The organism is Endozoicomonas montiporae CL-33 (genome assembly GCF_001583435.1).
Lineage (GTDB): Bacteria > Pseudomonadota > Gammaproteobacteria > Pseudomonadales > Endozoicomonadaceae > Endozoicomonas_A > Endozoicomonas_A montiporae.
Genome location: NZ_CP013251.1, coordinates 3987575 through 4011460, shown reverse-complemented (window position 1 = coordinate 4011460; position 23886 = coordinate 3987575). Strand labels below are relative to the sequence as shown.

The following is a 23886-nucleotide window of genomic DNA, read 5'->3' as shown; positions in this document are numbered from 1 at the left end:
CTGCGCCATTGATCTATCACATGGTTTTGATGGCTTCCTGCATTTCGGTTCGGATGTTGTCTGACTGCGGCCCGAAAATCGCCTGCATGTTTTTTCCAACGACGACAACGGCCGTAGCTCCCAGCGATTTTATTCGATCCTGATCGACATCCTCTACGGAGTTAACGGTAATTCTCAGGCGGGTGATGCAGGCGTCAAGGTTTTTGATATTGCCTTTGCCGCCAAATGCTTCCACAAGGTTTCTTGCCAGTTCCGGTGAAACTTCCACTTTACCTTTACGGGTTTCCTCTTCGCGTCCCGGAGTTTTTAAGTCCAGAGCCAGAATGGCGATCCGGAACACGCTGTAATACACGGCGGCATAAACCAGACCAAGGCCAATGATCCAGGAAGGTTTGGTGGCAATGGTGTAGTAAAGAACATAGTCAATCATTCCGTTGGAGAATGACATCGCCATTTTTACATCCAGATAGTTGGTAATGGCAAATGCCAGACCCGCCAGGAATGCGTGGATAACATAAAGAATGGGCGCGACAAACAGGAATGAGAATTCGATGGGTTCGGTAATACCGGTTAACAGGGATGTCAGGGCGGCAGATACCATTATGCCGCCAACAGCTGCCCGGTTTTTGGGTTTGGCACAGTGCCACATGGCAATGGCAGCAGCAGGGAGTCCGAACATCTTGAACAGATAGCCGCCAGCCAGAAAACCGGCAGTGGGGTCGCCTGCAAAGAAGCGCCCGATATCACCGGTGTACACATTGCCGGCACTGTCGATGTACTGACCCATTTCCATGTGGAAGGGCACGTTCCAGATATGGTGCAGACCAAAAGGAATCAGGCCTCGTTCAACCACGCCGTAAACAAATCCGGCCAGTACAGGGTTTTCGGTTACAGACCATCGGGAGAACGCATCAATGCCTTCATGAATTGAAGGCCAGATAAAGCTCAGTACCCCACCGAGGATAATGGCCCACAGCGCCGTTATGATTGGAACAAAGCGTTTTCCGGCAAAGAAACCCAGGTATTCGGGTAGCTGGATTTTGTAATACCGGTTGAACATCACAGAGGCCAGAAGACCTGCCAGAATCCCGCCAAAAACGCCCGTATCAATGGAGTCTACCCCCATGATGACACTGGGTTCTACGCCCAGCTGCTGAGCCATGACCCCCATGGTTCCCAGCATGACAACATAGCCCACAACGGCAGCAACGGAGGCAACGCCGTCATTCTCGGACAAGCCTATGGCAGTACCAATCGCAAAGATGATGGGCAGATTGCCAAACACCATCCCGCCCGCCTGCGCCATAACGCTGGACATAAGGTCTGGTATAAAGGAAAAACCGGCACTGCCTACGCCGAGCAGTATGCCTGCTACAGGCAGTACGGCTACGGGTAACATCAGTGCTCGACCAATTTTCTGCAGTGTGCCGAACACAGTTTTAACCATGGGGAAAAACTCCAGAAGGATTCTGCTGGGCAGCAACGTCAGAGTCGTGTCTTATACCAAATCCACCTTCTAAACATGAATTGCGCAGCCATTCTGAATCACGTGAGCTGCGTTGGAACTCCTCGCAATAGCTCTTGCTATTACTCGTCGTTCCGCCTTGTCCCGCGACTCAGAATGACTTGCTCATGGTCATATTTAGAAAGCGGAATTGGTATTAGTGGAGAAAATAACGCTGCAAGTTAAGAGGTAAAACTCTGGAAGCATAGACTAAATGTGTGACTCGGCAATCTCATTCTCGCAGAGTAAATTAAAGCTCTGCTTTATGTATTCCGGTTTGGTGGAGGTAAAATCAGGCTTGTTTCTTTTGGGGTTCGGGCTAAAAAGTTTATCTGAAAATGAGGGCTCGGTTCTCCAGCCGGGGAAGGGAAGAGCTTTTTTTCTGTTTCGCCCGGTGGAGTTGAGTTGCTGTTTTGTCAGATCGTATTGAAGAGCCTTTCAGGCGTTTCTGAGTCTGGTGACCTCGTTGTAGTCTGTCAGCTCTATTTCTCTCTGTTGCAGAGCCTTTGTAAGCGCGTCCGAGGTCAGAATTTCAAACTCTGTTACTCTGGCCTGTGTGTAAGAACTGGCCTTCATGAGTTCGGGGTCGATGTAGGCCGGATGGCACATTACTTCAAGAAGGGTATTGTGTCCCCGGGTGTTCAGCTCTTCATCAACAATGTTCAGCAGCATGTCCAGACTGACATCACCGTAGAAGTGATCGGTAAAGCGATAGCTGTAATCCCTGATTTGAGTCACTTCACTGGAATCTACCGTTCGGTAAGGGATGCCGTACTCTGTGGAAAGCTGTTTAATGACGGGTTGAGCAATAGGGTGACCATAACAGTGATGGTGGCCATCCAGATGCGAAGGTGTCAGCCCGAGTCCGATGAAGTGTTCAATCTGGGCCCGGAATTCTTGCTCAATTTCTTTTGGGCAAAGCGTATTATTGCTGTAGAAACTCAGCTGATCGAGAAACTGTCCGGATGAATCGACCAGTGTCGTCAGGTTTTTGCACAAAGGTTTTCCGGCAGTCAGACGCAAATGAATACCGACAGCCAGTTGTGGATTGGCTTTTGCCAGTTCAACACCGTGAGCTTCCCCTGGCATCCCAATCATCATGGTGGTAGAGCGAACAACACCTGAACGAAAAGCATCTATGATGCCGTAATTGACGCCCGGGCTCAGGCCGAAATCGTCTGCATTGATTATCAGTTTCATGCTTTTTCCCTGATGGCAGAGCTGAAAAGAAGAGATTTCCTTTTCAGCTCGCTGATTTTTATGTTGTCTGGAATTGAGGCAGGTAGTCGGCATTCTGTTCCAGAATGTCATTCAGGATAAGCTTCGCTACTTTGGCACTGGGAATCAGAGGGTTAGCCACCAGAGCCTGAAGTGCCATTCCGTAGTCCCCTTTCACTGCGGCATCAATGGCCAGCTGTTCATAAGCTTTTACACTGCTGGCAAGACCAATCTGGTTTTCAGGTAATCTTCCCTGAGACAGGGGGTGGGCACCGGCACTGTCGATCACTGAGCTGATTTCAACCACTGCATCATCGGGAAGGTTACTGATAGCACCTTTATTCATGGTATTAACGACATTGATCGCGCCGGTATCATTGTAAAGCGCATCAACCAGATTGAGCGAAACATCGGAATAATAAGCACCGCCCCGTTGTTCAAGCTGTTCAGGTTTTTCTGCCAGATCAGGATCCTGATACAGTTTGAACAGTTCCTGCTCGGTCTTTATTACTACTTCTGCGCGGGTGCCTGAACTGGCTGCAGACTCCAGCTCTTCGTTCAGCATATCGTCCTGCATGTAGAAGTAACGGTGGTAAGGGCAGGGAACTACGCCCAGTGATTTGAGAAACTGTGGGTCCCAGGGGGACTCGTGAATATTGTTCATATTCATCTGTGCGCCGTCGCACAGCTTATCAATAATCTGCTCCGTGACGTCTTTTCCGTCCAGACGAATATTACTCATCCAGACCAGATGGTTTAGCCCGGCAAAATTGACTTTCACTCGGTCAATGGAAGCACCCAGTGCTTCTGCGGTTTGGTGGTGCATGTTAATAGGAACATTGCATAAACCGAGTGCTTTAACGGATGTGTATTTCTGCACGGCTTCAGTGACCATGCCAGCGGGATTGGTAAAGTTAATCAGCCAGGCGTCGGGTGCCAGTTCTTCCATTTCTTTGCAGATGTCCAGAATGACCGGAATGGTACGCAGTGCTTTGGCAAAACCACCAGGTCCCGTAGTTTCCTGACCAATAACCTTGTATTTCAGTGGAATTCGCTCGTCTCTGGCTCGCGCCTGCAAGCCCCCGACCCGCAGCTGGGTCATGACAAAACGGGCACCCTGAATGGCTTCTCTGCGATTGAAGGTATGACGGATTTCAATGTTTAGCCCCGCCCGAGCGACCATTCTTTGAGCCAGCTGAGTGATGATGTCGAGTTTTTCTTTCCCGGCTTCAACATCCACCAGATCAATCCGGGTGACAGGCAAGCGTTCAATACGTTTTATGACCCCTTCAATCAGTTCCGGTGTATAACTGCTTCCCCCGCCAATTACGGCTAGCTTTAAAGATTCCATTGACTTACCTGTATCGTTTGTTGAGCACGACTGTTAGCAGCCATCTCATTTATAGTTGGGTCGTTAAGATTAAAATTAGGGCATTTCAGTCAATGCCAAACATCTTTGTTATACAGGTCAGTAGCCGTAAGAATGGCCGGTTCTTCAGAGGGTCTGACCTTTGGTTATAAGCACGATTTAACGGACTGCCTGATTCTCAGCTCTCCTTCAAAGTGCTGATGTGCCGGTTTATTGAAGCCTTCAATATGCATCTGGTTCATCAACAGCGTGCCTGCAACACTGGCCATTTCGGTAATCGGGAAATGCAAAGCCGAAACATGGGGTGTCAGTAGAGTACACAGGTCAACACTGTCGTAACTGATCAGTGAGATGTCGTCTGGCACTTTTATCCCCTGCTCCTGTAAAGCATCCATGCAACCGACTGCCATTTCTTCACTGCAGGCATAGACGGCCGTAATAGTCTTTCCGGTTTTCAGAATCTGTTTCATGCCCCGGTAACCGGATTCCCGGTCGTAACCGCCTTCGGTGACCAGTTCCATATCCAGAGGAATCGCTTTTTCTTTGAGTTTGTTGGCATACCCCTGAAAGCGCTGACGGGCGTTGTCCTTGAATAATTTACCGGCCAGACAGGCTATCTGTTGGTGGCCCTGCTCCATCAGCACCTGAACGGCCTTCTCACCAGCGGCGACATGGTCAAAGGTCACACAGCGGTCAGACAGAGCTTCAATATGACGATCCAGCAAAACAAAGGGTGGGAGTTTTTCTGCCAGTTCTATCAGTTCCTCGTCGCTCAGGTACCGAACATGCAACAACAGGCCGTCGCAACGCATATTCGTCAAATGCTCAAGAGCTGCCCGTTCACTGTCGGCAGAATGTTTTCCCTGAGTGACAATCATGACTTTTCCAGCCGTGTCTACCACTTGCTGTACCTGTGCCATCAGGTCTCCGAAGAATCCCCCGCGAAAAGACGACACCATAAGGCCAATAGTGTTTGACGTATTGCATGCCAGCGACTGAGCCACGGGGTTAGGGCGGTAATCCAGTTCCTTGATAGCGGCATTGACCCGATCGCGGGTGCTTTCTGTTACTTGTCCAGTGTTATTGAGCACTCTTGAAACGGTTGCCCGTGATACCTGTGCATGTTCTGCTACGTCTTTTATCGTGGCCATAGTGAGTCTTTCTGATTTTAAATGGGAAAACTGGCATTATCCCCGTTGTGCCAGCCTTCTGTGAAGCGTAATTAATTCGTTGACCATTTCCTGTGCGAGCATGGAGGTCATTAAATGATCCTGTGCATGAACCATGACCAGAGTCATGGGTGTTTTGCCTGTACCCTGATCCTGCTCGATCAGTTTTGTCTGAACTTTATGAGCCTCTTTGGCCGCTTCCGCTGACTCATTCATCAGGCTTTCTGCACCGTCAAAGTCACCTTCTTTTGCCTTGCTCAGAGCCTCGTAGGCATAGCTTCGGGCTTGTCCTGAGTTGATGATGATATCCATCACTACTGCTTCAAGATCCATGCTTTACTCCAGTCTTTCACTGTTCATGACCGGGGTCAGTGTACCGTGCCCGAACGGCTTTTGAAACCGGTTACTGAGACCGGTTACATTAACTGAGAACAAGTTTGATTCATGTCAAACTTATTGTCTTACATGAATCAGTCCCCGAACGCTTTTTGAGCAATAGAAGGTATCGATAGCGGCATGTACGACAAAAATAAGTAAAAGGCGAAGTTTATTGATTTGTGTCAATTCGAAACTACGTAGCAATACGTATAGTTAGAGCCGTGAACGATTCACCAACCAGATAAGCTAAAAATAACTCCTGTCTGGATCTGGTAGCGTCAGACAAGTCTCACAACTCCTGTGATGGATACAATAACAGAAGCGGGAACCGCCAAAACAGCCAGCCAGTAAAAACCCGGGTTTGAGGGGATCCGGGTATTTTTTTGTTTGTTAAGTTCACCTGTGTTGATGTCGATAAATTTTTAGATATTTCTAAAAATACCCTTTTATCGTTCTATGTAGGATGAAAAGAACGTAATAAGATAGACACATTGATACACAGGTAATGAAGTGTCATGCATATTCTGATTACAGGTGGCACAGGTTTTATAGGCAGGCGTGTTGTTCGCGCGCTCATCAGGGATGGACACAAGGTGTCGGTCTACAGTCGGCAGTCTCCCAGTGATGTCAGAAGACTGTTGACCAGTTCCGTCCGCCCTGTGCAGTCATTTACCGCCATCAATCCATCAACCGGCTTTGACGCCATCATCAATCTGGCGGGTGAGCCGATTATGGCAAAGCGCTGGTCTCATAAGCGCAAAAGGCTGTTACTCGACAGTCGGGTAGGCGTCACCAGCGAGCTGGTGGATCTGATTGAACGTCTGGAAACTCGTCCCCAAGTATTGATTAGCTGTTCTGCTATAGGGTACTACGGGCATCACGATATTTCAGAACCTCAGAATGAATCATCGCCAGCGGGTTCCGATTTTGCAGCGTCACTGTGTGAACGCTGGGAGCAGTCGGCAAAGCGGGCTGAAAATTTTGGTGTCAGAGTTTGCATTGTCCGAACCGGGCTGGTTTTACATCAAAACAACGGTGCCCTGCACGAAATGCTGCCACCGTTTCGACTTGGACTGGGAGGTCCCATCGGCTCGGGCAGGCAAATGATGTCGTGGATTCACTCCGACGATATGACCCGAATCATTCTGTTTCTGTTAAACAATGAATCCCTGAGAGGTGCTTTCAACGCAACCGCGCCGAATCCGGTGTCTAACCGGGAGTTTGCTACGGCGCTGGGCAGGGCGCTGCGTCGTCCGGCTTTGATTCCGGTTCCTGTTATTGCGTTGAAACTGCTGCTGGGTGAATCGGCCACCATGGTCACGAATGGGCAGGCTGCGATTCCAGAACGTTTACAGGAAGCAGGTTTTACCTGGGAACAGCCCGACATTGATGCTGCCCTGAAACAACTTCTGGTCAAACCCTCTTATTTTTAAACTCACTGGCAAAGACAGGTTTTACCTGTCTTTTTTTGCTCTTAGCCGTATATAATAACATCGCCGTTTATAACAATAGCATTGCCATTATTACAATAACTACCCGGCAGACAATGAATCAGGCTCTAACAATAAAATCCCTGCACAAAACCTACGACAATGGTTTTCAGGCACTGAAGGGAATTGATCTGACTGTCCATGAAGGCGACTTTTACGCTTTGCTTGGCCCTAATGGTGCGGGTAAGTCAACCGCCATTGGCGTTGTTTCTACTCTGGTGAGAAAAACGTCGGGCTATGTCGAAGTGTTTGGTCATAATCTGGACAAAGACCTTACCCATGCAAAGCGTATGCTCGGTGTGGTTCCGCAGGAATTTAATTTTAACCAGTTTGAAAAAGTCAAAGATGTGGTCATGACCCAGGCGGGTTATTACGGAATTCCCGGCCGCATTGCCCGGCAACGTTCAGAAAAATACCTGAAGCAATTGGGGCTGTGGGATAAGCGCAATACCATGTCCCGAATGCTTTCGGGCGGTATGAAACGTCGTCTGATGATTGCCCGGGCTCTGATACACGACCCAAAACTTCTGATTCTGGATGAGCCGACGGCAGGTGTGGATATCGAACTCAGACGTTCGCTGTGGGAATTTGTTCAGGAAATTAATGAGCAGGGCACCACGATTATCCTGACGACACATTATCTGGAAGAAGCAGAACAGCTTTGTCGGAATATCGGGATTATCGACAAAGGTGAAATTATAGAAAGCACCAGCATCAAAGCACTGTTGAGTCAGTTGCAACAGGAAAGCTTTGTGCTGGATCTTAAGGAACCGCTGACGGAGTTACCCAGTTTTGCCGGTTATGAAGTTAAGCGAGTTGAAGAGAACAGCATTGAAGTGGAAGTGGGTAAGCAGCAGGGTGTGAATGACCTGTTTCGTCAACTCAGCGATTACCGGATTGAAGTCGCCAGTATGCGTAACAAAGCGAACCGGCTGGAAGAACTGTTTATGAAGATGACGTCAGCCCATGCTCAACCAGCAGTGGAAGCGGTGCCTGTTTCCAACAGTAAACCCGGGCGAGGATAGACAATGGCTTCAGAATGGCAGTATCAGGCTGTTGCGTTCAAAACTATTTTTGTTCGGGAGGTGCGCCGGTTTATGCGCATCTGGCCTCAGACCCTGTTGCCGCCGGTCATTACCATGGCGCTGTATTTTATTATTTTTGGCACAGTGATTGGTTCCCGCATTGGTGAAATGGCGGGCTTTGACTATATGACCTTTGTCGTGCCCGGTCTGGCGATGATGTCGGTGATTACCAACAGCTTTACCAATGTGGTGTCCAGTTTTTTCAGCAGCAAGTTTCAGCGCAGCGTTGAAGAATTGCTCGTCTCTCCGGTGTCCAGCAGTGTGATTCTGCTGGGGTACGTATTGGGAGGTACGGTCAGAGGTTTATTGGTTGGCATACTGGTGATGATGATGGGTGCCTTTTTTGTCGATCTTCAGATCTACAGCATTTCCATCACTCTGCTGGCAGTCTTGATGACAGCGGTTCTGTTTGCGTTGGGCGGATTTATCAATGCCATCTTTGCCAAGAAGTTCGATGATATTTCCATTATCCCCACCTTTGTGCTGATGCCCATGACCTATCTGGGCGGCGTATTTTATTCCATAGAACTCTTGCCTGAGCCCTGGCGATCCGTTTCCATGCTGAACCCGATTCTCTATCAGGTAAATGCATTCCGGTACGGCATTCTGGGGGAAGATGGCGGTGTTAATGTCACCATGGCGTTTGTAGTGATGGCTCTGGCGATTGTCCTGTTCGGTGCTGTTGCCCTTTGGTTGCTCAGAACCGGAAAAGGGTTGAGGACGTAATACTCGATGCTGCAGTTTTACCTAAACAAGTAACGTATTTATCTCGATTCTAAGCTGCATCTAAAAGTTTAAACTTCCGGGCGTGTGCTTTGAGTGAGTCAGTTGCCTTTTGTTCTCCCAGGTCTCTACCAGCCATATGCCTGCTCGACTCCCGCTTGGGCAAAGTATGCTCTAAGGCTAAGGCCAGAGCCTTAAGCTCGGTATCTGGATCTTCCGATTCAACCACTGATTTCACCGTAGCAAGCAAGGCTTCTGCATTGAGGCGTTCGATCAGACAGCCTGCGGGCATTCCGGCCTGTTTGTTTTTCAGTAGGACGAATTGCTCAGGGTGCAGTAACAGCATGTGTTCGCACAGCAGGCTCAGGATCACGCCGCGCTGCGATCCGTCAGCACCTTGCTGTTTGCTCAACCTGTTCCAGCCACAATGAGCTTTCCAGTCTTGAATGAAACCTCGACCAACCACCTCAAGGTGTAAATCCTGGCTATGTCGGTATGCCGCCATGACATATCTGAAGCCACCAGATAGCGATAATCCTCTTCACCCTCATACTTCAGGGCAATAACAAAACGTCTTTTCCCATGAGCCTTAACATACAGCCGAGCAGCCAGCATCGTGACCTGCTCTTCTTTGCCACCGCGTATTATGAGTTGAGTTTCAGCGCCTTTCTGGCGCGAAAAGTAAGCTTTGAGAGTCGCTTCCGAGTGGTTTCGGTTGGATACTTTCTGATTCGAGCGCAGTTGGCTGACAACCTGGGCTCCGCCTGTTATTTCCGCAGCCTTATCCATAAAGTCTCCTGTGCCATACAGTGCATCAGCGAGAATTGCTTTGATCGTAATGTTGGGAAACGAATCAACAAATTCTTGCAGCATAACCAGCGTCAACGACTGCATGGTGGGGTAACGAACATGATCTGGCTCAGGACGGTTCGGTCGTTCTTTTTTCTGAATGCCTTGCTTCCTGAGCGCCTTGTCTTTCTTCCTCCATGCAGATAACTCAGGGTCAGGAATATAAAAGCGAAACCCTACTGGAAAGGTAGCTACTTCAGTAACGAGCACCATAAACACCAGTTCCTGCCCATTAAAATAACCACCTGTTGATTTGTCTTTTATCTTATGGGCACCGTCGATTTTTGAAGTCCTTTTAGTGCGCTTTTTTCCTGTATCGTCGATAGCAAGGGTTCCACTTTGTATTCCATAGCGTAGAAGAATATTTCTGACGCTGGCCTGTAGCAGGCTTTGCCATGCAATTTCTGCTTGATAAAACATCCAGCACAGACGGGTCGCTTTGAATCTGCCTAAGCTTCTGCGCTCAAAAGCAGCCCAGTTAATAGTTTTAGTTACCACGATTCCCATGATAAAAACGCCCAGTGCCACTTTCTGGGATCTACTCAACTGCGCAGAGGAATTGATGGACTTGAGCGAATCATTCAAAGCATCCAGAAAGGCAGTGACAACGGGTAATGGGCGAATTAGCAAGATACGACACTTGACGGTTATTAAGTTCCTATGAGATCTTACCTCCAACCTGCTGCTGTGGCTATGATGGAATCTCGCAAGGCTTGAATTCGGAGCTGCAGTAGTAGTCTGCTCTTATGCCACCCTGCCATTTCCTGCTCTCCCTCAAATATCAAAAACTGCAGCATCGAGTAATAAAGTAGTCTGTTTGAATAAAAGACTGTCATCCACGATAATTCACGCCCTGAACGACTATTTTTCAGTCAGACTCTGACATAAAGGCGTAAATGATCATGGCGAATTCGGTCGAAATGTCCCAGCTGGGCAAGACCAGTCTGTACGAAACGGAATACAACCCTTCCATTCTTTTTCCCATTCCCCGTAAAGAGAAGCAGGAACAGCTGGGGCTTGACCCGCAAAACCTGCCTTATGTGGGTTGTGATGTCTGGTACGCCTATGAAATTTCCTGGCTGAATGGTCGCGGTAAGCCGGTGGCGATGGTCGCCCGTTTCGAGCTGCCCTGCGACTCTCCCTGCCTGATTGAGTCCAAGTCGTTCAAACTGTACCTGAACTCTTTTAATCAGAGTCGGTTCGAGAGTGTATCAGCAGCCCGTGAGACGATGGTGAAAGACTTGTCTGACGCGGCGGGTGCACCGGTGAAGGTCGAGTTGATGACCGTGGCTGAAATGGAAGTCTTTGGCTTCAGTAAGGCTCCGGGCACCTGTGTGGACGAACTGGATGTTGCCATTGATACCTACATGTACCAGCCGGATTTTCTGACCAAGGGTGACGGGAAGGTTGAAGAAGCCATTCATTCCAACCTGTTGAAGTCCAATTGCCCGGTCACCGGACAGCCTGACTGGGGCACCATTGTGGTGGAGTACAAGGGAGAGGCGATCAACCACGAATCGTTCCTGCGTTATATTTGTTCTTTCCGTGAACATCAGGAATTTCACGAGCAGTGTGCTGAGCGAGTGTTTACTGACATTCAGCAACGGTTCCAGATGGATGAGTTGACGGTGTATGCCCAGTACGTACGTCGTGGTGGTCTGGATATCAATCCATGGCGCAGTACTCATCACAAAGAAACCAATCGTCTGCGTCTGGTCAGGCAATAAATAGCGGTAAAACAGTTCCAATAACTGACCAGTGTTGTATATTTGGGACAGGCTTTTTAGCAGGTTTGTGTTGTCCTGACATAGCCTGCTGAACAGCATCCAGTAATAATAATGAGAACAATATCATGATCTGGATTATCGCCCTTGTCCTTCTGATTATTCTTGGCAATCTGTTCTGGTTGCTGCCTTCCCGCGCAGAGCGTCACCGAATGTCGTTGCGTAATAAAGCCATCAAGCTCGGGTTAAGCTGTCGTGAGATTAAAGGTGCCAGTGCGTTGCCTGTGGGTGTAGATCCGACTGATGGTCCATGGCTGGAGTATTCGCTGCCTATTGAAGCTTCCGATGAAATGGTGGCGGTTTCCATGGAAAAAAGCCCGGAGGGAATCTGGAGCGGTTCTGCAGGCATTACCCGGGACTGGCTGACGGCTTTACCAGACTCTGTGGTTCGGGTGATCTGCAGGGAAAACACAGTGGCAGTGCTGTGGAATGAACGGGGTGAAAAGCCGGATGTGAAGCTCATTTGCCAGTTTCTGAATCGACTGGCTGAATCCTTTAAATGGTTGTAATCAATCTGTTTTTTTCAGCAGGGCATTGGCACTGTTGTTAAGGAGTCAATTTGTAGCCCTGCTGTATTTCATTAGTTCAGGAACGGTGGTGAGTAGGCCGAACAAATGGTATGAACCAACCGCCAGTCATTCGATTTAAGCTCTAGCGTACTAAAATACGCCGCTGCTTTTTGACCAGCAGAGATAGCCGAGATTATTTCAGTGCCCAGCCTGAAGATTTATTAAGGTCATACGCCATATACCAGAATAGATACACTGCCATCTGCTTAAAACTATGAAATATCGTTTTTTGTGCTGCCTCTAACTCAGTCAGCATCAGGTTCATCCAGCCACCCTCTTTCAGGATCAAGCCTTAACATGGAATGAAAAGCATCCACATAGACAGAGGCCTGATAATAGGTTCGACCCCGGTAAGTCCGACCTAAGGTCGCCAGATAGATGATATTCTGAATCTGTGATGCATTGGCAAAACCTCTGATAATAAAAATTCGATAGAGGCCATGTTGATAGTTAACAACAACGGTACAGGTTGATTCTGGTATATCAGATTCAGAGACCGTCTGATCTCTGAACTCTCTTAAATAATAATTTGATACCACTGACTCAAGTTCTGCTGAGCCCGGTTCGGCTGGTTCAATCTCTGTCGAGGAAGATTCTGCTGCTTGAGTCCCGGCTGCTTTGGTTTCCAGAATAATTTCATTTCGCTCAAACTCTGAAAGTCGAACGGTCGGCTGCCTTTCGGCTCTCAAATAGGCAACAACAGTATTATGCAGAGTTCCAATATGTTCGACCCTCAGTGATCGGTAGCTGGAAGAAAATCCGGGCAGAAAGCCAATAGGAAACAACCGGAAACGAAAGTTAGCGGATTCATAATCCTCAACCGGAATGCTGTGTTCAATTGAACCGGCAAGAAACATGCTATCCCTTGGAAAATACTGCATCAGATCCGGCCCCTCTGAAAACCCCGCTACCACTTCCTCCACCATATCAGTAGAATGGCCTTGACGTGATTCAGGCAGAGAATAAGCAAATGGCCTTTTGTCTTCATCATACTGGGTAATCACTTTTTTTTCGATTACTCCTTTTTTACTGTAAAACCAAGTTACGTCCATCTTTGCAACTGAGGAAATGGAAACCAGTACCAAAATCATTGGTAATGTAGAGATGATTTTTTTATTCAACGTATTATCTCCGTAAATGGCACCTTAACAAAATAGCTATTATTCTTTCTGCTGCCTTAATTAAAGGGGATATAGAATTGCTTCCTCCAAATTGATTTAAACAACCGGTCATTTAAAACAAAAAAACTGGAACGTTTTTTCAAGAAATCTTACGGTTTGTACAAGGGCTATCAAACAGCGCAACATCAAAGTTTTAAAGTAACATTAATAACCTATGCTTTAATTTCGTCAGTACGGATGTTACCGGATAACAAAATATAATGACTGAGAAAACACTTTGAAGAATCAGGAGGTACCTATGAATAGACAACTAAACATTCTGATTATTGTTTTCATCACTGTCAGTCACAAGGTAATTGCTCTTGATGAAATATCATCAGCCGGTCTGTTATCTTATTTCACAGTCAACCATCTGAAACCGGGGCTAACACTTGAGATTCATGACTCTCTTCTTTCCTCCCGTTCTTCCATCAGTCTTTTCTACCGGGGAAGCATCAATGCTCCTGTTGCTACAGGCTACCTTACCTACAGTAAACTGGGGAAACGGTTCCCGGAGTAACAGCGTTTGGCTTTTTGAATTGTTTCAGATCATGTAGAGGATCGCCATCCAGTGGTGACCAGAATCATCTAGAGGCCAGCAATCAGGCATCTCCAACACTTCCTTTAAGAACATCAGACAATTATGGGGCTGGTGGTGATGGTAACAAGCCTCCTTTTTCAAATTACGAGAAAACGCTCTCGGATTCAGACCCTATGGCGGGAGAAAGAAGGGCCTATCTGACGCTGATCCGACAACTCTTGCAGGTCATCACCAGAAATCCGTACAAAATCTATGAGATACAGGAGGTACTGAATATTGTTCCAAACCATGCACTGATAAGCTGGGCAGAGAGCTTTGTCATGGCATCACCCACCGGGCCGAGGTCATCCTCCATACTGGAAGTCGAAGAATGTGAGAGTGCTGACTGGGTCCGTGTTTTTTCAGCCCTGTCAGAGCATTACAGGAACATCGATATCGATCCGGAGTTAGTCATTGATTTTTTTATATCTCATGACTGCGCTGATGAGCTTAGCATGCTTATCCAGTCCGGATCTGAATGTACAGTAATGACCGGTCTATCAACCAGCAGCCGGTAACAGTACAGTCCCAGCTTCATCAGCCAACCGCAGGAACTTACTACAGCTATGCCGACCCGGGAACGATTCAGCAAAAGCCTGACCATGCAATACTGTAATCAATCTGTTTTTTTCAGCAGGGCATTGGCACTGCTGTTAAGGGTTTTGATGATTCGCCGGACTTCATGATCTTCTATTGAGTTAAGATCCAGTGACATTGAAAACCCTTTGGTTTCAAATTCCAGTAGTTTTTTGTTGGAGCCGAGGTTTCTCCGGAAGTCCAGCACCCGGTATGTCAAAACTGGACGACTAAAGCCTTTTACTGGAAGCTCGCCCATGGGTTCGCAGAGAATGACATCTCTGACCAGCGACCGGGTTTCATGGGAAATCAGTATTTCTCCGGCGTCAGCAACGCTTTCCAGACGACTGGCAAGGTTTACCTCTTTGCCAATAATGGTGTAATCCATGCGGTTGTCTGCGCCAAAGTTACCCACCGTACAATAACCGGTGTTGATGCCCATGCGAATTTCAAGGGGTTTCTCGATCCCCTGATCAAGCCACTTTTTTCGCAGTACCTGCATCTGCTCACGCATGGCTAAGGCCATGGATACAGCCGCTCTGGCATCGGCTTTGGGTCCCCGGGTTTTTGGGTCGCCGAAAAAGACAACGATACTGTCTCCGACAAATTTGTCGATGGTGCCACCGTGTTGCAGCGCTATGTTCGACATTTTCGTCAGGTACTGGTTCAGCAGTTCCGTCAGGGTTTCCGGTTCCAGTTCTTCAGAGAGCTCGGTAAAACCTTTGATATCCGAAAAAAACAGGGTCAGTTTTTTGCGTTGACTGCCCAGCTTGACCGCTTTCTTGCCCAGAAAGATGGATTCCCAGACTTGCGGTGAAAGGTATTTGGACAGGTTGTGTGCCAGCTTCGTATAACGTTTTTGCTGCTCTTCTGCTTCCTGCTTGAGGCCGGTGAATGCTTTGTGCTTCTGACGCAGCTGCCGTGATTGAATAAACCTAAATTCAGCAGTTGAGCGATTACCCACCGCGCTCTAAGAGAGCAATGCCAGCTACTATCCTGCTAAACCTTGCTTTCGCTTAACTTGAGTTAATAAGCTGGACAGGCGTAATAATTTCACCTTTTGTTAAAAATTTCGACACAGCCCTCGTTAATATTCGGCACCAGATATCAATTGGAGTCAACTGCGCTGCAGTCTTCTTAATGGCATCAAAAAATACACAGAGATCTTCCTGCATTGTTTGGATCTTTTTTATCAAATTATGCTGACTGGTAATCGTTATTTTTTTCTTACGCCCACTCTCTGTTAACTTGCCAATAGCACTCATCAATAATGGCCTGCTGGTTATTGCTTCTTTATGCGAATCAGGATTGCTCAGTCTTACAAACAAAGTCCACCAGTTATATGCCAGTGCAACCATCCTTGATAGAATACGACATCGCTTTATATCCTTGGTTGTGTAACCTCCCCATCCCCAGTGATTTTTGATTTCATCAAAATTATTTTCACAGTCAGCTCTGTCTCTGTAATGATCTATGATGGATACAACGTCATTATCAAGACTGGTCACTAATACTGAGTACTCAAAGAGTTTGATGTTTTCAGGGTCTGAGATAAAAGCGATTTCTTTTTGCTTCTTATTATTCTCTTTCTCCAGCAACAGAGAATCACCTGATAATCTTCTTCGAACAATAATGATTCGTCTTGATTTCTCCCAACCACCTAGTTTTAATTCTGACTCCTTGCCTTCCCAATATCTGTTGTAGCGAACCCATCCCCCGCTACAGTGCGCATGGTATATGGACTTTTTGACGTTGGCTGTCTCTTTACTTTGAATAGATAGCCACAATTTGCTTGTTCGAGTTCTGACATCACTCTGTCACTGCCCCAGTCACAATCACCTCGAACAAATTCAGGCCAACACTCTTTGGTAGACGGTTTAATAGATTTATTAAACCGGGCAATGAATGCTTACTGTTTCCTTTATCACCGGGCTGAACTTCAACATCAAGAACCAGCTTTAAATTAGCCATCATGTAAGAATGATAAGTATGTGAAGGACGCCCTTTCTTATGAGGGTTATAACCTGTTTCTGCTCCTTCCTGACTTCCGTAAATGGTTTTTATCGTAACGTCGACATCTAATATCCATGGTAACTTTAATAAGGGTTCATAGCATTCCTGCAAATGATGCTGCATCCATTCAACACCTTCTTTCTCATCTATTTGAGTAAACCCCGACGAGCAGAATCATCACTGACTACCCTTGTCATACCCAGTAATTTGGGATTCACTCCATCCCCGGTTAACGTTCCAATATGAGCATAACGTTTGTGACCTGAGAGTATTGAGAGAAAAAGGGAACCTATTACATTAACTTTTTCAGGTGCGTTATTGCTTTTGTAAGTTAAAGGGCAATCTTCAACCCATGGTTCAAATCTACAACCTGTTTTTAAAAACTGAATAAAAAAGGGTAACTGCCCCATTGGTGTGACTGATGCGCCAGGTTCCCACTCAACATGGATTTTTCCCTCAAACGTGTCCACTTCAAGAGAGGTCGTTGAGCACTTTTTGCTGAGTTCTTTAAGTTCACCTTTTGGGTGAACAGATTTTGGTGGAAAAATCATCTGTATCCCTCTTCGCAGATGGGGTTACAGTTTAGTCGGGATTCTCAAGTGATGAATTTAGGATAAAAGAATGCAGTGCGAAGGTGACAATGCTGAGCAGGGTCATTTCCGGGGGCATGACCACGGTTTGGGTTGATATAGGTAGTGAATAAGCCCTATGGCTGCCAGTATGGAGGGAACACTGTAGAGCAGCGACCGGGTTCCGAAACGGATCAGTCCGGTGGAGATTAACATAGTGACAAACAGAGGGGTTTCAAGCAGTGGCAGGCAACTGATGGTTAATAATGCGCCCAGATTAAGAGCGTCCGCCATGTGCGACAGCATCAGCGCATTGCGGTTTGTGTATCGCTTCAGAAAAAATAATACCAGCGTGGCGACATGGGGGTAGGCAATACAGTATACGACGAAGATGAAACGATCTTCAGGGATACTGCCAAGATACATGCCGAACGCTATCGCCAGGCCGACCAGACTATAAGACAGAAACCTTAAGGGGTAGTTTCTGCAAACCGGTTGGCGAAGTAGACTGCCAGTGGTGTTCTCGCTCATGGGCTTGTCAGTTTTTATTCTTATTTTCCAGATGTGAATTATTCCACAGTTTTGCTTTCGAAATACAATTTTTATTGGGAGATGCTTTTAAAGTGGCCTCTCGGAGTCACCGGCCTCATTTCATGCTAGTGTATTGACCTGCAAACCACAGTCAGGGGGAGTGATGATGGATATGTTGCAAGGGCTGCACCAGAGAGTTTCTACACCACAGCTGACCGAACCAGCTCCGGATGCCGAACAGTTGGAAAAGATGTTTCAGGCGGCCTTGCGTGCTCCCGATCATGCCCGTTTACGCCCCTGGCGTTTTCTGACTATCAGTGGCGAAGCCCGGCACGCACTGGGTGAAGTATTTGCCAAGGCGGCTTTGGCAGAAAAGCCGGATCTGGCACCGGAAGCGATTACCCGTTTTAAAGGATTGCCACTCAGAGCCCCCTTGCTGGTGGCTCTGATCTGTCAGGTGAAACAGCATCCTAAAGTACCGGCTGTTGAACAGCAGTTGTCAGTGGGGGCGGCGGCTCAGAATATACTGAATGCTGCCTATGCGCTGGGTGTGGGTGCCATGTGGCGAACCGGTGCGGTGAATTATCATCCGGAAACAGCAAAAGGTCTCGGGTTGTCCGAAAATGAGCAGTTGCTGGGGTTTATTTATATGGGAACACCCGGTGGCTCCGCGAAAAAGCAGGAACCACTGGAAACAAAGGATTATGTGACGTCGTGGCAGGGCTGAAAGGTTCACTCAATGGGTAACATGGGAATAATGTAGTCTTCCCAGTCTTCTTCCGGCACCTGCTGCTCAGGAATGGCAAATACCTGTACCGATATTCCGGCTTCGTGGACACTGTTGTCCGAGCCGGAAATCAACCGGTGCCATTTGGGCAATGGTTGGCCTTCCGCCAACAGCCTGTAGGCACAGGTGTCAGGTAACCAGTGAAACTGCGGGATGTCTTCAAGCCCCAGTTTCAGGCAACCCGGAACCTTTGCCTTACGGTTTGGATAGTCAGCGCACTGGCAGGAATGTGTGTCCAGAAGCTGACAGGCGATGGCGGTGTAATAAACCTCACCGGTTTCTTCGTCTTCAAGCTTGTGCAGGCAGCAGCGACCGCAACCATCGCACAGGCTTTCCCATTCTTCCCGGGTCATTTCAGACAGGGTTTTCTGTTCCCAGAAATGTTGTTCAGTCATAGTCAGTCAAAGGTGTTGGGATCAGTTCAGAAACGAAAACCGGGCACAGCTTCTGCTTCTGTTTCAATACTTTGCAGCTCTACCGGTTGTGGGTTGCCCGGAAAGATAAATCGGGCGCTGGCGGACAGTTCATCCAGCGCTGGTCCACGCAAAATGTAGGGAAGGCAGAAAGTACGTCTTCCGTCGTGTTGATCAAAGGTTTCGGTCAGAGTGGGCTTGTCCGGATAACCAGCCAGTTCCGGAATAACCGTCTTCAGCTTCTGATCGCGGATCTTTTCTTCAATGCTGACCTGCCGGATGTCGTCATTGTCCAGCCTGAATAATGCGGTATCAAAGCACCAGCCTCCTGCCCGGCCATCTTCAAATTCATAAGCCGGATGGAAGTAAGGGCGGGTGGTGACGGCCAGATAGTCTTCCTCTACAGGCTTAGAAGCGTTTGCTGTAGCCGTCAGGAAACCCAGTAAAAGCACCAGTGTACAGTGTGTCGTCAATTTCATAGTAGAGGGGTTACAACCTTTTATATTGAGGGTCAGCGCTGCGCTGCCTGCTTCTCTGAATCGGAGGGAGGCATCTGCAAATAGAAGCCTTTGTCTTCTATCTCGCTGATGACTTTATCCACCTCAACTCTCGCCAGTTGTCGTTCCGGGGTGAGCAGTAAATCCATAACATGCTGCTCTTTGCCAAACATGCCCATGAGTGCAGCGGGTACCTTCTGCAACTGCTCCTGCTTGAGAACATAAAGGTACATTTCTTCTCGGCGACTGCTTTTATAGATAGAGACCAGTAACTTCTTCATGATGCTATTTTCTGGTTATTGTTCGGGTTGGTTGAGTTGTTCAATCATGGGTTCTACAAACACTTCACGACGCCAGCCTCTGGCTTGCTCCGGCACGATAAACTGACCGTGTTCCAGCCGGCTTCGGAGCAGGGAAGAAAGCAGTTTGTTCAGCATTAGCAGCTCTACAGAAATATTGAGTTCCTGTGCTTTTTCACTGGTGTACTGTTTCACCTGTTTGCCATGTTCTTTGGCGGATTTTGGCAGAGGAGCAGGCAGGGGTTCAGGGTATTGCTCTCTGGGCAATTCACTGGCCATTTTGATCAGGCTGAGAATTTCTTCCCCGTAATGGCGTATAACAGTATGTCGCATATCCTGAATAGCCGACAGTGAACGGGCATTGTCCGGCATATAGCGCGCCAGTGGCCACAGAGAACCTTTGGGAATGACTCTGTTTCTGGGTACATTGCTGCGGCGTGCTTCACGTTCACGGTATTCTGCCAGAGCCTTGAGTACGCACAACTGTTTCGGACGAAGCTGCCAGGCACGTTTGACCTCTTTCCACTGTTCTTCCGGATCGGGGTAGAGATCGCCTTTGGACAGGTTTGCACAATCTTCCAGCAACCAGTGCCATTGGGGTAATGGCTGTAAGCGTTCTTTGAGCAGCTGGTAAACCTCAAGCAGATGCACCACATCAAGCGTGGCATAACTGACCTGAACATCGGTCAGGGGGCGCTGCAACCAGTCAGAACGGGTGGCATCTTTGGGCAGGTCAATATCCAGCAGTGTTTTCAGCAGATTCTGATAACCCAGTGAATGCCCCAGACCGGCATAAGACGCCGCCAGCTGTGTGTCGAACATAGCAGCGGGTTTCTTACCGGTCAGAAGGTGAAACACTTCGATGTCTTCACTACAGGCGTGCAACACTTTAACGACTTCTTCACTGTTCAACAGTTGTGCAAAAGGTTGCCAGTTGTCGATGGTGACAGGGTCGAGCAGAAAGACTTCCTGACCTGTGCCCAGTTGAATCAGACCGGGTTTCGGGTAAAAAGTATCGGTGCGAATGAATTCGGTATCCAGCGCGATGGCATCCAGTTTCAGCCATTGGGTGCAGTACGTGGCAAGAGTGTCGTTGTCTGTAACCCAGATGGGATCAGGATGTGGGACTGGCATAATCGACCGCTGTCAGAGTAAATGGCCATTATAAAAAAATGGGCATTTAATGCGAATGAATAATTGCCGAAGCATTAATGTCTTTTTTGGTCAGGCTGCTAATTTGGTCAGGTTATTAGTAGTTCAATCGTCCAGTCTGACCTGTCAGTGAGTCAGCCGGGGTTGGTAAATGATCCAGTTGGCTGGCAGGATCCTGGTAGGCAGGCACAGGTAATACGGTCATCCAGTGATTGGTATCATGCACCAGAATCATGGTATCTCTGGTCATAACATTGAAAATATCCTGTTGTTGCACATGGTGTTGACTGCCTGACGGGTCAACCAGAGTCGCTATTATCGGCGAACCGGCTGCGATGGCGGCATTATCAAATACCATAACCGGAACCTGTAATATGGGCGCGATCAGTGTGTGCAACATATCAGTGGTACCCCATAACTGAACATTTGGACGGTTTACATGAAACGCCGCGGCAATGGCATTGAGATCGATGTTATCAGGATGCATGGCTGCCAGCTGCATAGCGAAGGGAGCCAGAGCCAGAAACAGTTCCTGCCCGCTGTTAATGTTTGCAAAGGCTGATGTTGCGTCGCGGTGCTCGTTGAGCCAGAGAGCAATGGCATTAAACAGACAGAGGTGATCCGCCTCAACATCAACGATGGCTCTATTCCGGGGTGACAGAAACTCGTTCAGGCGGCTGTATGAAATAGGTTGAGCGGGGTGCGAAGCCAGTGACAGGCCATTCAACTGTTCAAGAAGTGACTGAATATTGGAAGGCCGGATCATGCTCCTCTTGAGTTTGTTGCCGAGCTTTTTAAAAGTGAGCTGTCGGTTCTCTTTATAAAACTGACTCACTATCTCCCTGATCACTCTGAGACTGTGATAATGAGCTTCTTCAGAGACAGGCTCAGCCCCCAGGTTCCAGTGGCGTTCCATGTTATGGGCTGCTTTCAAAGCCTCTTCAAACGTATTGTAAAGCGTATGCGGTTTGCGAAGATCAACTCGCTGCTTTCGCGAGGAATTGCTTTTAGCAGACAGTGACGATGTCTCTTTTTGCTGTCCGGGATTGAGTTGATGCTTTAATGACTCGAGTGACTGTTTGAACTGAGCTTCTCTGGAAGGCGGTTCGTTATCCGCGGCTTTCTTAGGTTCGGCAGATGGCATATCAAGAATGAAGTCTCTTCTCAGTGTATAGGTTTCAAGCAGGGCATCGACGCCTTCCGAGATCAGGTGTTTTATTTGCTCAAGCTGAGTACCCTCCTGCTTAAGAATGGCGAGCAGCTCTTCAGCCTGAGACTTTGCCAGAAGACTTTCTCTCTGTGATGCAGGAATGAAACTCAGACGTTGTATTGATTTGAGATGGTATTCAGCCGAGTGTTTAATCGGTTCATCCAGCGTTTTTGCCTGCGAAATAAATTGTTCCGACAATGTGTTGAGGCGCTTTTTATCGACAGGCTGATGTATGGCATGGCGCATGGTATCGCGCACCAGCTGAATTTGACCAAATGACTGGCGAATCTGTTTCAGCTGCTCCTCTCCGGGCACGAAGTAGGTGTCAGCAATGGCCGAATAGATGATGGCCTCACCCAGTAGCGAAGGGTTGGCACTCAGTGCTTCCTGAAACAGTGAGCGAGCATTGGCAAACTGACTGCCAGCCAGCTTGCGGGCTCCTTGCTGGTAGAGTATTTCCCATGGTTCTTGCTGCTCAGGCTCAGGCGTGTTTGATGCAGGCGACGGTTCCGGAGCGTCAGAGGTATTGTCAACAGCCTGCATTGGACGGGAGTGAGTGATGCCTTTGCTGCTCATCAGACTTCTGCCTTGCCTCGCCTTGCTCAGTACTGCCTGTCTTTCCTGATACTCCTTCTCCAGCTCTTGCAATAAGCTATTCGCTCGCTTTTTAGCGAAGTCTTCTTTTGTCTGCTGTTTGAGCTTCTTGTATTGGTGAATGAAATCACTCCAGCCAACAGTGTCAATATTGATACGTTTTGCCTGTTGTTCGAACTGCAGTAGTTGCCCAACCGGAATATCCTGATTTGGCATCAACTCTAATAGCTTGCTCCAGATAATCAGAAATAGATCATGGGTTAATGCCGTTTTGTCACTGCCATTGTTCTCCGCCTCAGAATAGGTGTCTGTGAAATAAGTCTCACTCAGATGCCGGGCGAGCAGTAACATCAGTTCAACATCGTTATTATCAATAAAGGCCAGACCAGCAATGCTGAACATATCGTAGATACGTTCGTCGTCTTCGAAGTTCCATTGGTTGTTAATGGTAATACTGAATAGTCTGGCGACGAGATGGTATATTTTTTCAGGTAGTTTATCACTGCCCTGATCGTAATGTATGGATAGCACAGTGTCGATCAAAGCCTGATTGGTGTCGTAACGGATTGACATGAACTGGGTTGAACGTAAGCCCTCGGTAGAGAGTATGGCTGGCAGAGCACTGTAACAGTCCGCAATAAAATCGATGAAGGTGGTTTGTTCACCGTTAATGGTCATCGTTTCGAGTAGCTGATCGGTTGTCATATCCCCGGTTCGGATCAGCAACGTTTCCATGGCAGTTCGGATTGACTGATAAATGGCTTTCAGGTTCTGGAGGCTATTACCTGTTTTCCTGTTTCCGGTTCGCTTTTTTGGGAAGGCAATCGTTCTTCTGACAGAATCCAGCTGACTCAATAACTGCGCGGTTGTATCAATAGCAGGCATTGCCAACGCTATGTCAGGAACACCATACTCGCTTTGTTGTTTCAGCTCTTTAATTTGTTTGTCGAGCTGTTTTGATAATTGTATAGCCTCCTGCGGACTCAGTGTTCTGGTCGGATGATGGAGCGGTTTTATTGTTTTTTTGGAGAATGATGTTGCAAAATTAAAATGTTCAGATAAGGCCAGTTGATGATTGTGAAGGTTAATTATGGGTAATGGCTCTGCTCTCGCTATTAGCCATAGGTGAGTATAGTAACGGGTTTCATGATGTTCGTTGTAAGAGTTCTGAATGGTAACGGCAGGTGGCAAATAGACGACCAGTGCTGAATCTGTTGCAATAGTTTCACTGGAAGTGGCTGTTGATGGAGGGGGTTCCGGCGTTTGATCTGTGGAGTCGATCTGCTTCGCTTCAACAGGTATAGAAATCTTGTTTAATGAGCGGTTGAGTTCAGCGGAACGTAATGACACAGAGGCTGTTTCAGGAA

General features: G+C 47.8%; 26 protein-coding genes. 8 read left to right on the top strand and 18 right to left on the bottom strand.

Annotation, left to right across the window (positions count from 1 at the left end):
* Window positions 1-16 precede the first annotated feature (16 nt).
* The 5 genes from ptsG to chbA all read right to left on the bottom strand — a co-directional run bounded on the left by ptsG (window position 17) and on the right by chbA (window position 5593).
* Complete coding sequence (gene ptsG, locus EZMO1_RS18360) at window positions 17-1447, bottom strand: PTS glucose transporter subunit IIBC (protein WP_034876457.1); 1431 nt, start codon at window positions 1445-1447, stop codon at window positions 17-19.
* 495 nt (window positions 1448-1942) lie between these two features.
* Complete coding sequence (gene chbG / locus EZMO1_RS18355) at window positions 1943-2704, bottom strand: chitin disaccharide deacetylase (protein ID WP_034876460.1); 762 nt, start codon at window positions 2702-2704, stop codon at window positions 1943-1945.
* A 58-nt stretch (window positions 2705-2762) separates the two neighbouring features.
* Window positions 2763-4073 carry a 6-phospho-beta-glucosidase gene (locus tag EZMO1_RS18350; RefSeq protein WP_034876462.1) on the bottom strand — a complete coding sequence of 437 codons (1311 nt, stop codon included), beginning with the start codon at window positions 4071-4073 and terminating at the stop codon, window positions 2763-2765.
* Window positions 4074-4237: 164 nt separating this feature from the next.
* Window positions 4238-5242 (bottom strand): LacI family DNA-binding transcriptional regulator, encoded by a 1005-nt coding sequence (locus EZMO1_RS18345; protein WP_034876464.1) that lies wholly within the window; start codon window positions 5240-5242, stop codon window positions 4238-4240.
* Between the two features lie 36 nt (window positions 5243-5278).
* Complete coding sequence (gene chbA, locus EZMO1_RS18340) at window positions 5279-5593, bottom strand: PTS N,N'-diacetylchitobiose transporter subunit IIA (protein ID WP_034876466.1); 315 nt, start codon at window positions 5591-5593, stop codon at window positions 5279-5281.
* 560 nt (window positions 5594-6153) lie between these two features.
* On the opposite strand from chbA, the gene EZMO1_RS18335 reads away from it, so the two are divergent.
* From EZMO1_RS18335 to EZMO1_RS18325, 3 genes are all read left to right on the top strand, one after another.
* The gene (locus EZMO1_RS18335; protein WP_034876467.1) at window positions 6154-7071 is read left to right on the top strand and encodes a TIGR01777 family oxidoreductase; all 918 of its coding nucleotides are present in this window, start codon (window positions 6154-6156) and stop codon (window positions 7069-7071) included.
* A gap of 113 nt (window positions 7072-7184) precedes the next feature.
* Window positions 7185-8153 (top strand): ABC transporter ATP-binding protein, encoded by a 969-nt coding sequence (locus EZMO1_RS18330; RefSeq protein WP_051790015.1) that lies wholly within the window; start codon window positions 7185-7187, stop codon window positions 8151-8153.
* A gap of 3 nt (window positions 8154-8156) precedes the next feature.
* Window positions 8157-8939, top strand: coding sequence for an ABC transporter permease (locus EZMO1_RS18325; RefSeq protein WP_034876469.1), 783 nt, complete (start codon window positions 8157-8159; stop codon window positions 8937-8939).
* 49 nt (window positions 8940-8988) lie between these two features.
* Here the strand turns inward: EZMO1_RS18325 and EZMO1_RS18320 are convergent, their stop codons facing one another.
* Both EZMO1_RS18320 and EZMO1_RS18315 read right to left on the bottom strand, forming a co-directional pair.
* Window positions 8989-9348, bottom strand: coding sequence for a hypothetical protein (locus EZMO1_RS18320; protein ID WP_034875937.1), 360 nt, complete (start codon window positions 9346-9348; stop codon window positions 8989-8991).
* Window positions 9345-10415 carry a transposase gene (locus EZMO1_RS18315; RefSeq protein ID WP_145912660.1) on the bottom strand — a complete coding sequence of 357 codons (1071 nt, stop codon included), beginning with the start codon at window positions 10413-10415 and terminating at the stop codon, window positions 9345-9347. The genes EZMO1_RS18320 and EZMO1_RS18315 overlap by 4 nt, the downstream gene beginning before the upstream one ends.
* Before the next feature lie 272 nt (window positions 10416-10687).
* On the opposite strand from EZMO1_RS18315, the gene queF reads away from it, so the two are divergent.
* Complete coding sequence (queF, locus tag EZMO1_RS18310) at window positions 10688-11512, top strand: NADPH-dependent 7-cyano-7-deazaguanine reductase QueF (RefSeq protein WP_034877472.1); 825 nt, start codon at window positions 10688-10690, stop codon at window positions 11510-11512.
* Between the two features lie 125 nt (window positions 11513-11637).
* Window positions 11638-12078: a beta/alpha barrel domain-containing protein gene (locus EZMO1_RS18305; RefSeq protein ID WP_034876471.1), complete on the top strand. Its 441-nt coding sequence runs from the start codon at window positions 11638-11640 to the stop codon at window positions 12076-12078.
* Window positions 12079-12383: 305 nt separating this feature from the next.
* Here the strand turns inward: EZMO1_RS18305 and EZMO1_RS18300 are convergent, their stop codons facing one another.
* The gene (locus EZMO1_RS18300) at window positions 12384-13259 is read right to left on the bottom strand and encodes a hypothetical protein (RefSeq protein ID WP_222842140.1); all 876 of its coding nucleotides are present in this window, start codon (window positions 13257-13259) and stop codon (window positions 12384-12386) included.
* 298 nt (window positions 13260-13557) lie between these two features.
* Between EZMO1_RS18300 and EZMO1_RS18295 the strand changes: the two genes are divergently transcribed.
* Both EZMO1_RS18295 and EZMO1_RS26975 read left to right on the top strand, forming a co-directional pair.
* Window positions 13558-13818 carry a hypothetical protein gene (locus tag EZMO1_RS18295; protein WP_034876474.1) on the top strand — a complete coding sequence of 87 codons (261 nt, stop codon included), beginning with the start codon at window positions 13558-13560 and terminating at the stop codon, window positions 13816-13818.
* Between the two features lie 538 nt (window positions 13819-14356).
* Window positions 14357-14494: a hypothetical protein gene (locus tag EZMO1_RS26975; protein ID WP_160174069.1), complete on the top strand. Its 138-nt coding sequence runs from the start codon at window positions 14357-14359 to the stop codon at window positions 14492-14494.
* Here the strand turns inward: EZMO1_RS26975 and EZMO1_RS18285 are convergent, their stop codons facing one another.
* From EZMO1_RS18285 to EZMO1_RS18265, 5 genes are all read right to left on the bottom strand, one after another.
* Complete coding sequence (locus EZMO1_RS18285; protein ID WP_051790017.1) at window positions 14495-15418, bottom strand: adenylate/guanylate cyclase domain-containing protein; 924 nt, start codon at window positions 15416-15418, stop codon at window positions 14495-14497.
* A 52-nt stretch (window positions 15419-15470) separates the two neighbouring features.
* Window positions 15471-16052, bottom strand: a complete 582-nt coding sequence (locus EZMO1_RS18280) for a hypothetical protein (protein ID WP_061509251.1) — start codon at window positions 16050-16052, stop codon at window positions 15471-15473.
* Window positions 16053-16263: 211 nt separating this feature from the next.
* Window positions 16264-16590 (bottom strand): hypothetical protein, encoded by a 327-nt coding sequence (locus EZMO1_RS27855; protein ID WP_061509635.1) that lies wholly within the window; start codon window positions 16588-16590, stop codon window positions 16264-16266.
* A 23-nt stretch (window positions 16591-16613) separates the two neighbouring features.
* A complete protein-coding gene (locus tag EZMO1_RS26965; protein ID WP_061509633.1) occupies window positions 16614-17018 on the bottom strand; it encodes a hypothetical protein in 405 nt (134 codons plus the stop codon).
* A gap of 102 nt (window positions 17019-17120) precedes the next feature.
* On the bottom strand, window positions 17121-17567 hold the full coding sequence (locus EZMO1_RS18265; protein ID WP_034876478.1) for an MASE2 domain-containing protein: 447 nt from the start codon (window positions 17565-17567) through the stop codon (window positions 17121-17123).
* 163 nt (window positions 17568-17730) lie between these two features.
* Between EZMO1_RS18265 and EZMO1_RS18260 the strand changes: the two genes are divergently transcribed.
* Entirely contained in the window at window positions 17731-18294 is a 564-nt protein-coding gene (locus tag EZMO1_RS18260) for a nitroreductase family protein (protein ID WP_236632024.1), read from the top strand.
* Window positions 18295-18299: 5 nt separating this feature from the next.
* Here EZMO1_RS18260 and EZMO1_RS18255 read toward each other — a convergent pair whose 3' ends face one another.
* The 5 genes from EZMO1_RS18255 to EZMO1_RS18235 all read right to left on the bottom strand — a co-directional run bounded on the left by EZMO1_RS18255 (window position 18300) and on the right by EZMO1_RS18235 (window position 23869).
* Entirely contained in the window at window positions 18300-18749 is a 450-nt protein-coding gene (locus tag EZMO1_RS18255; protein ID WP_034876480.1) for a YcgN family cysteine cluster protein, read from the bottom strand.
* Between the two features lie 26 nt (window positions 18750-18775).
* Entirely contained in the window at window positions 18776-19246 is a 471-nt protein-coding gene (locus tag EZMO1_RS18250; protein ID WP_034876482.1) for a hypothetical protein, read from the bottom strand.
* A 32-nt stretch (window positions 19247-19278) separates the two neighbouring features.
* Complete coding sequence (locus EZMO1_RS18245; RefSeq protein ID WP_034876484.1) at window positions 19279-19545, bottom strand: YcgL domain-containing protein; 267 nt, start codon at window positions 19543-19545, stop codon at window positions 19279-19281.
* Between the two features lie 15 nt (window positions 19546-19560).
* Window positions 19561-20697, bottom strand: coding sequence for a ribonuclease D (rnd, locus tag EZMO1_RS18240; protein WP_034876486.1), 1137 nt, complete (start codon window positions 20695-20697; stop codon window positions 19561-19563).
* Window positions 20698-20812: 115 nt separating this feature from the next.
* Window positions 20813-23869 (bottom strand): hypothetical protein, encoded by a 3057-nt coding sequence (locus EZMO1_RS18235; RefSeq protein ID WP_034876488.1) that lies wholly within the window; start codon window positions 23867-23869, stop codon window positions 20813-20815.
* Between the last annotated feature and the right edge of the window lie 17 nt (window positions 23870-23886).

What these genes read in the sequence shown, in the direction of transcription:
- ptsG (WP_034876457.1), bottom strand. Translation starts at nt 1,447, where the DNA reads ATGGTTAAAACTGTGTTCGGCACACTGCAGAAAATTGGTCGAGCACTG.
- chbG (WP_034876460.1), bottom strand. Translation starts at nt 2,704, where the DNA reads ATGAAACTGATAATCAATGCAGACGATTTCGGCCTGAGCCCGGGCGTC.
- EZMO1_RS18350 (WP_034876462.1), bottom strand. Translation starts at nt 4,073, where the DNA reads ATGGAATCTTTAAAGCTAGCCGTAATTGGCGGGGGAAGCAGTTATACA.
- EZMO1_RS18345 (WP_034876464.1), bottom strand. Translation starts at nt 5,242, where the DNA reads ATGGCCACGATAAAAGACGTAGCAGAACATGCACAGGTATCACGGGCA.
- chbA (WP_034876466.1), bottom strand. Translation starts at nt 5,593, where the DNA reads ATGGATCTTGAAGCAGTAGTGATGGATATCATCATCAACTCAGGACAA.
- EZMO1_RS18335 (WP_034876467.1), top strand. Translation starts at nt 6,154, where the DNA reads ATGCATATTCTGATTACAGGTGGCACAGGTTTTATAGGCAGGCGTGTT.
- EZMO1_RS18330 (WP_051790015.1), top strand. Translation starts at nt 7,185, where the DNA reads ATGAATCAGGCTCTAACAATAAAATCCCTGCACAAAACCTACGACAAT.
- EZMO1_RS18325 (WP_034876469.1), top strand. Translation starts at nt 8,157, where the DNA reads ATGGCTTCAGAATGGCAGTATCAGGCTGTTGCGTTCAAAACTATTTTT.
- queF (WP_034877472.1), top strand. Translation starts at nt 10,688, where the DNA reads ATGGCGAATTCGGTCGAAATGTCCCAGCTGGGCAAGACCAGTCTGTAC.
- EZMO1_RS18305 (WP_034876471.1), top strand. Translation starts at nt 11,638, where the DNA reads ATGATCTGGATTATCGCCCTTGTCCTTCTGATTATTCTTGGCAATCTG.
- EZMO1_RS18295 (WP_034876474.1), top strand. Translation starts at nt 13,558, where the DNA reads ATGAATAGACAACTAAACATTCTGATTATTGTTTTCATCACTGTCAGT.
- EZMO1_RS26975 (WP_160174069.1), top strand. Translation starts at nt 14,357, where the DNA reads ATGTACAGTAATGACCGGTCTATCAACCAGCAGCCGGTAACAGTACAG.
- EZMO1_RS27855 (WP_061509635.1), bottom strand. Translation starts at nt 16,590, where the DNA reads ATGCAGCATCATTTGCAGGAATGCTATGAACCCTTATTAAAGTTACCA.
- EZMO1_RS26965 (WP_061509633.1), bottom strand. Translation starts at nt 17,018, where the DNA reads ATGATTTTTCCACCAAAATCTGTTCACCCAAAAGGTGAACTTAAAGAA.
- EZMO1_RS18265 (WP_034876478.1), bottom strand. Translation starts at nt 17,567, where the DNA reads ATGAGCGAGAACACCACTGGCAGTCTACTTCGCCAACCGGTTTGCAGA.
- EZMO1_RS18260 (WP_236632024.1), top strand. Translation starts at nt 17,731, where the DNA reads ATGATGGATATGTTGCAAGGGCTGCACCAGAGAGTTTCTACACCACAG.
- EZMO1_RS18255 (WP_034876480.1), bottom strand. Translation starts at nt 18,749, where the DNA reads ATGACTGAACAACATTTCTGGGAACAGAAAACCCTGTCTGAAATGACC.
- EZMO1_RS18250 (WP_034876482.1), bottom strand. Translation starts at nt 19,246, where the DNA reads ATGAAATTGACGACACACTGTACACTGGTGCTTTTACTGGGTTTCCTG.
- EZMO1_RS18245 (WP_034876484.1), bottom strand. Translation starts at nt 19,545, where the DNA reads ATGAAGAAGTTACTGGTCTCTATCTATAAAAGCAGTCGCCGAGAAGAA.
- rnd (WP_034876486.1), bottom strand. Translation starts at nt 20,697, where the DNA reads ATGCCAGTCCCACATCCTGATCCCATCTGGGTTACAGACAACGACACT.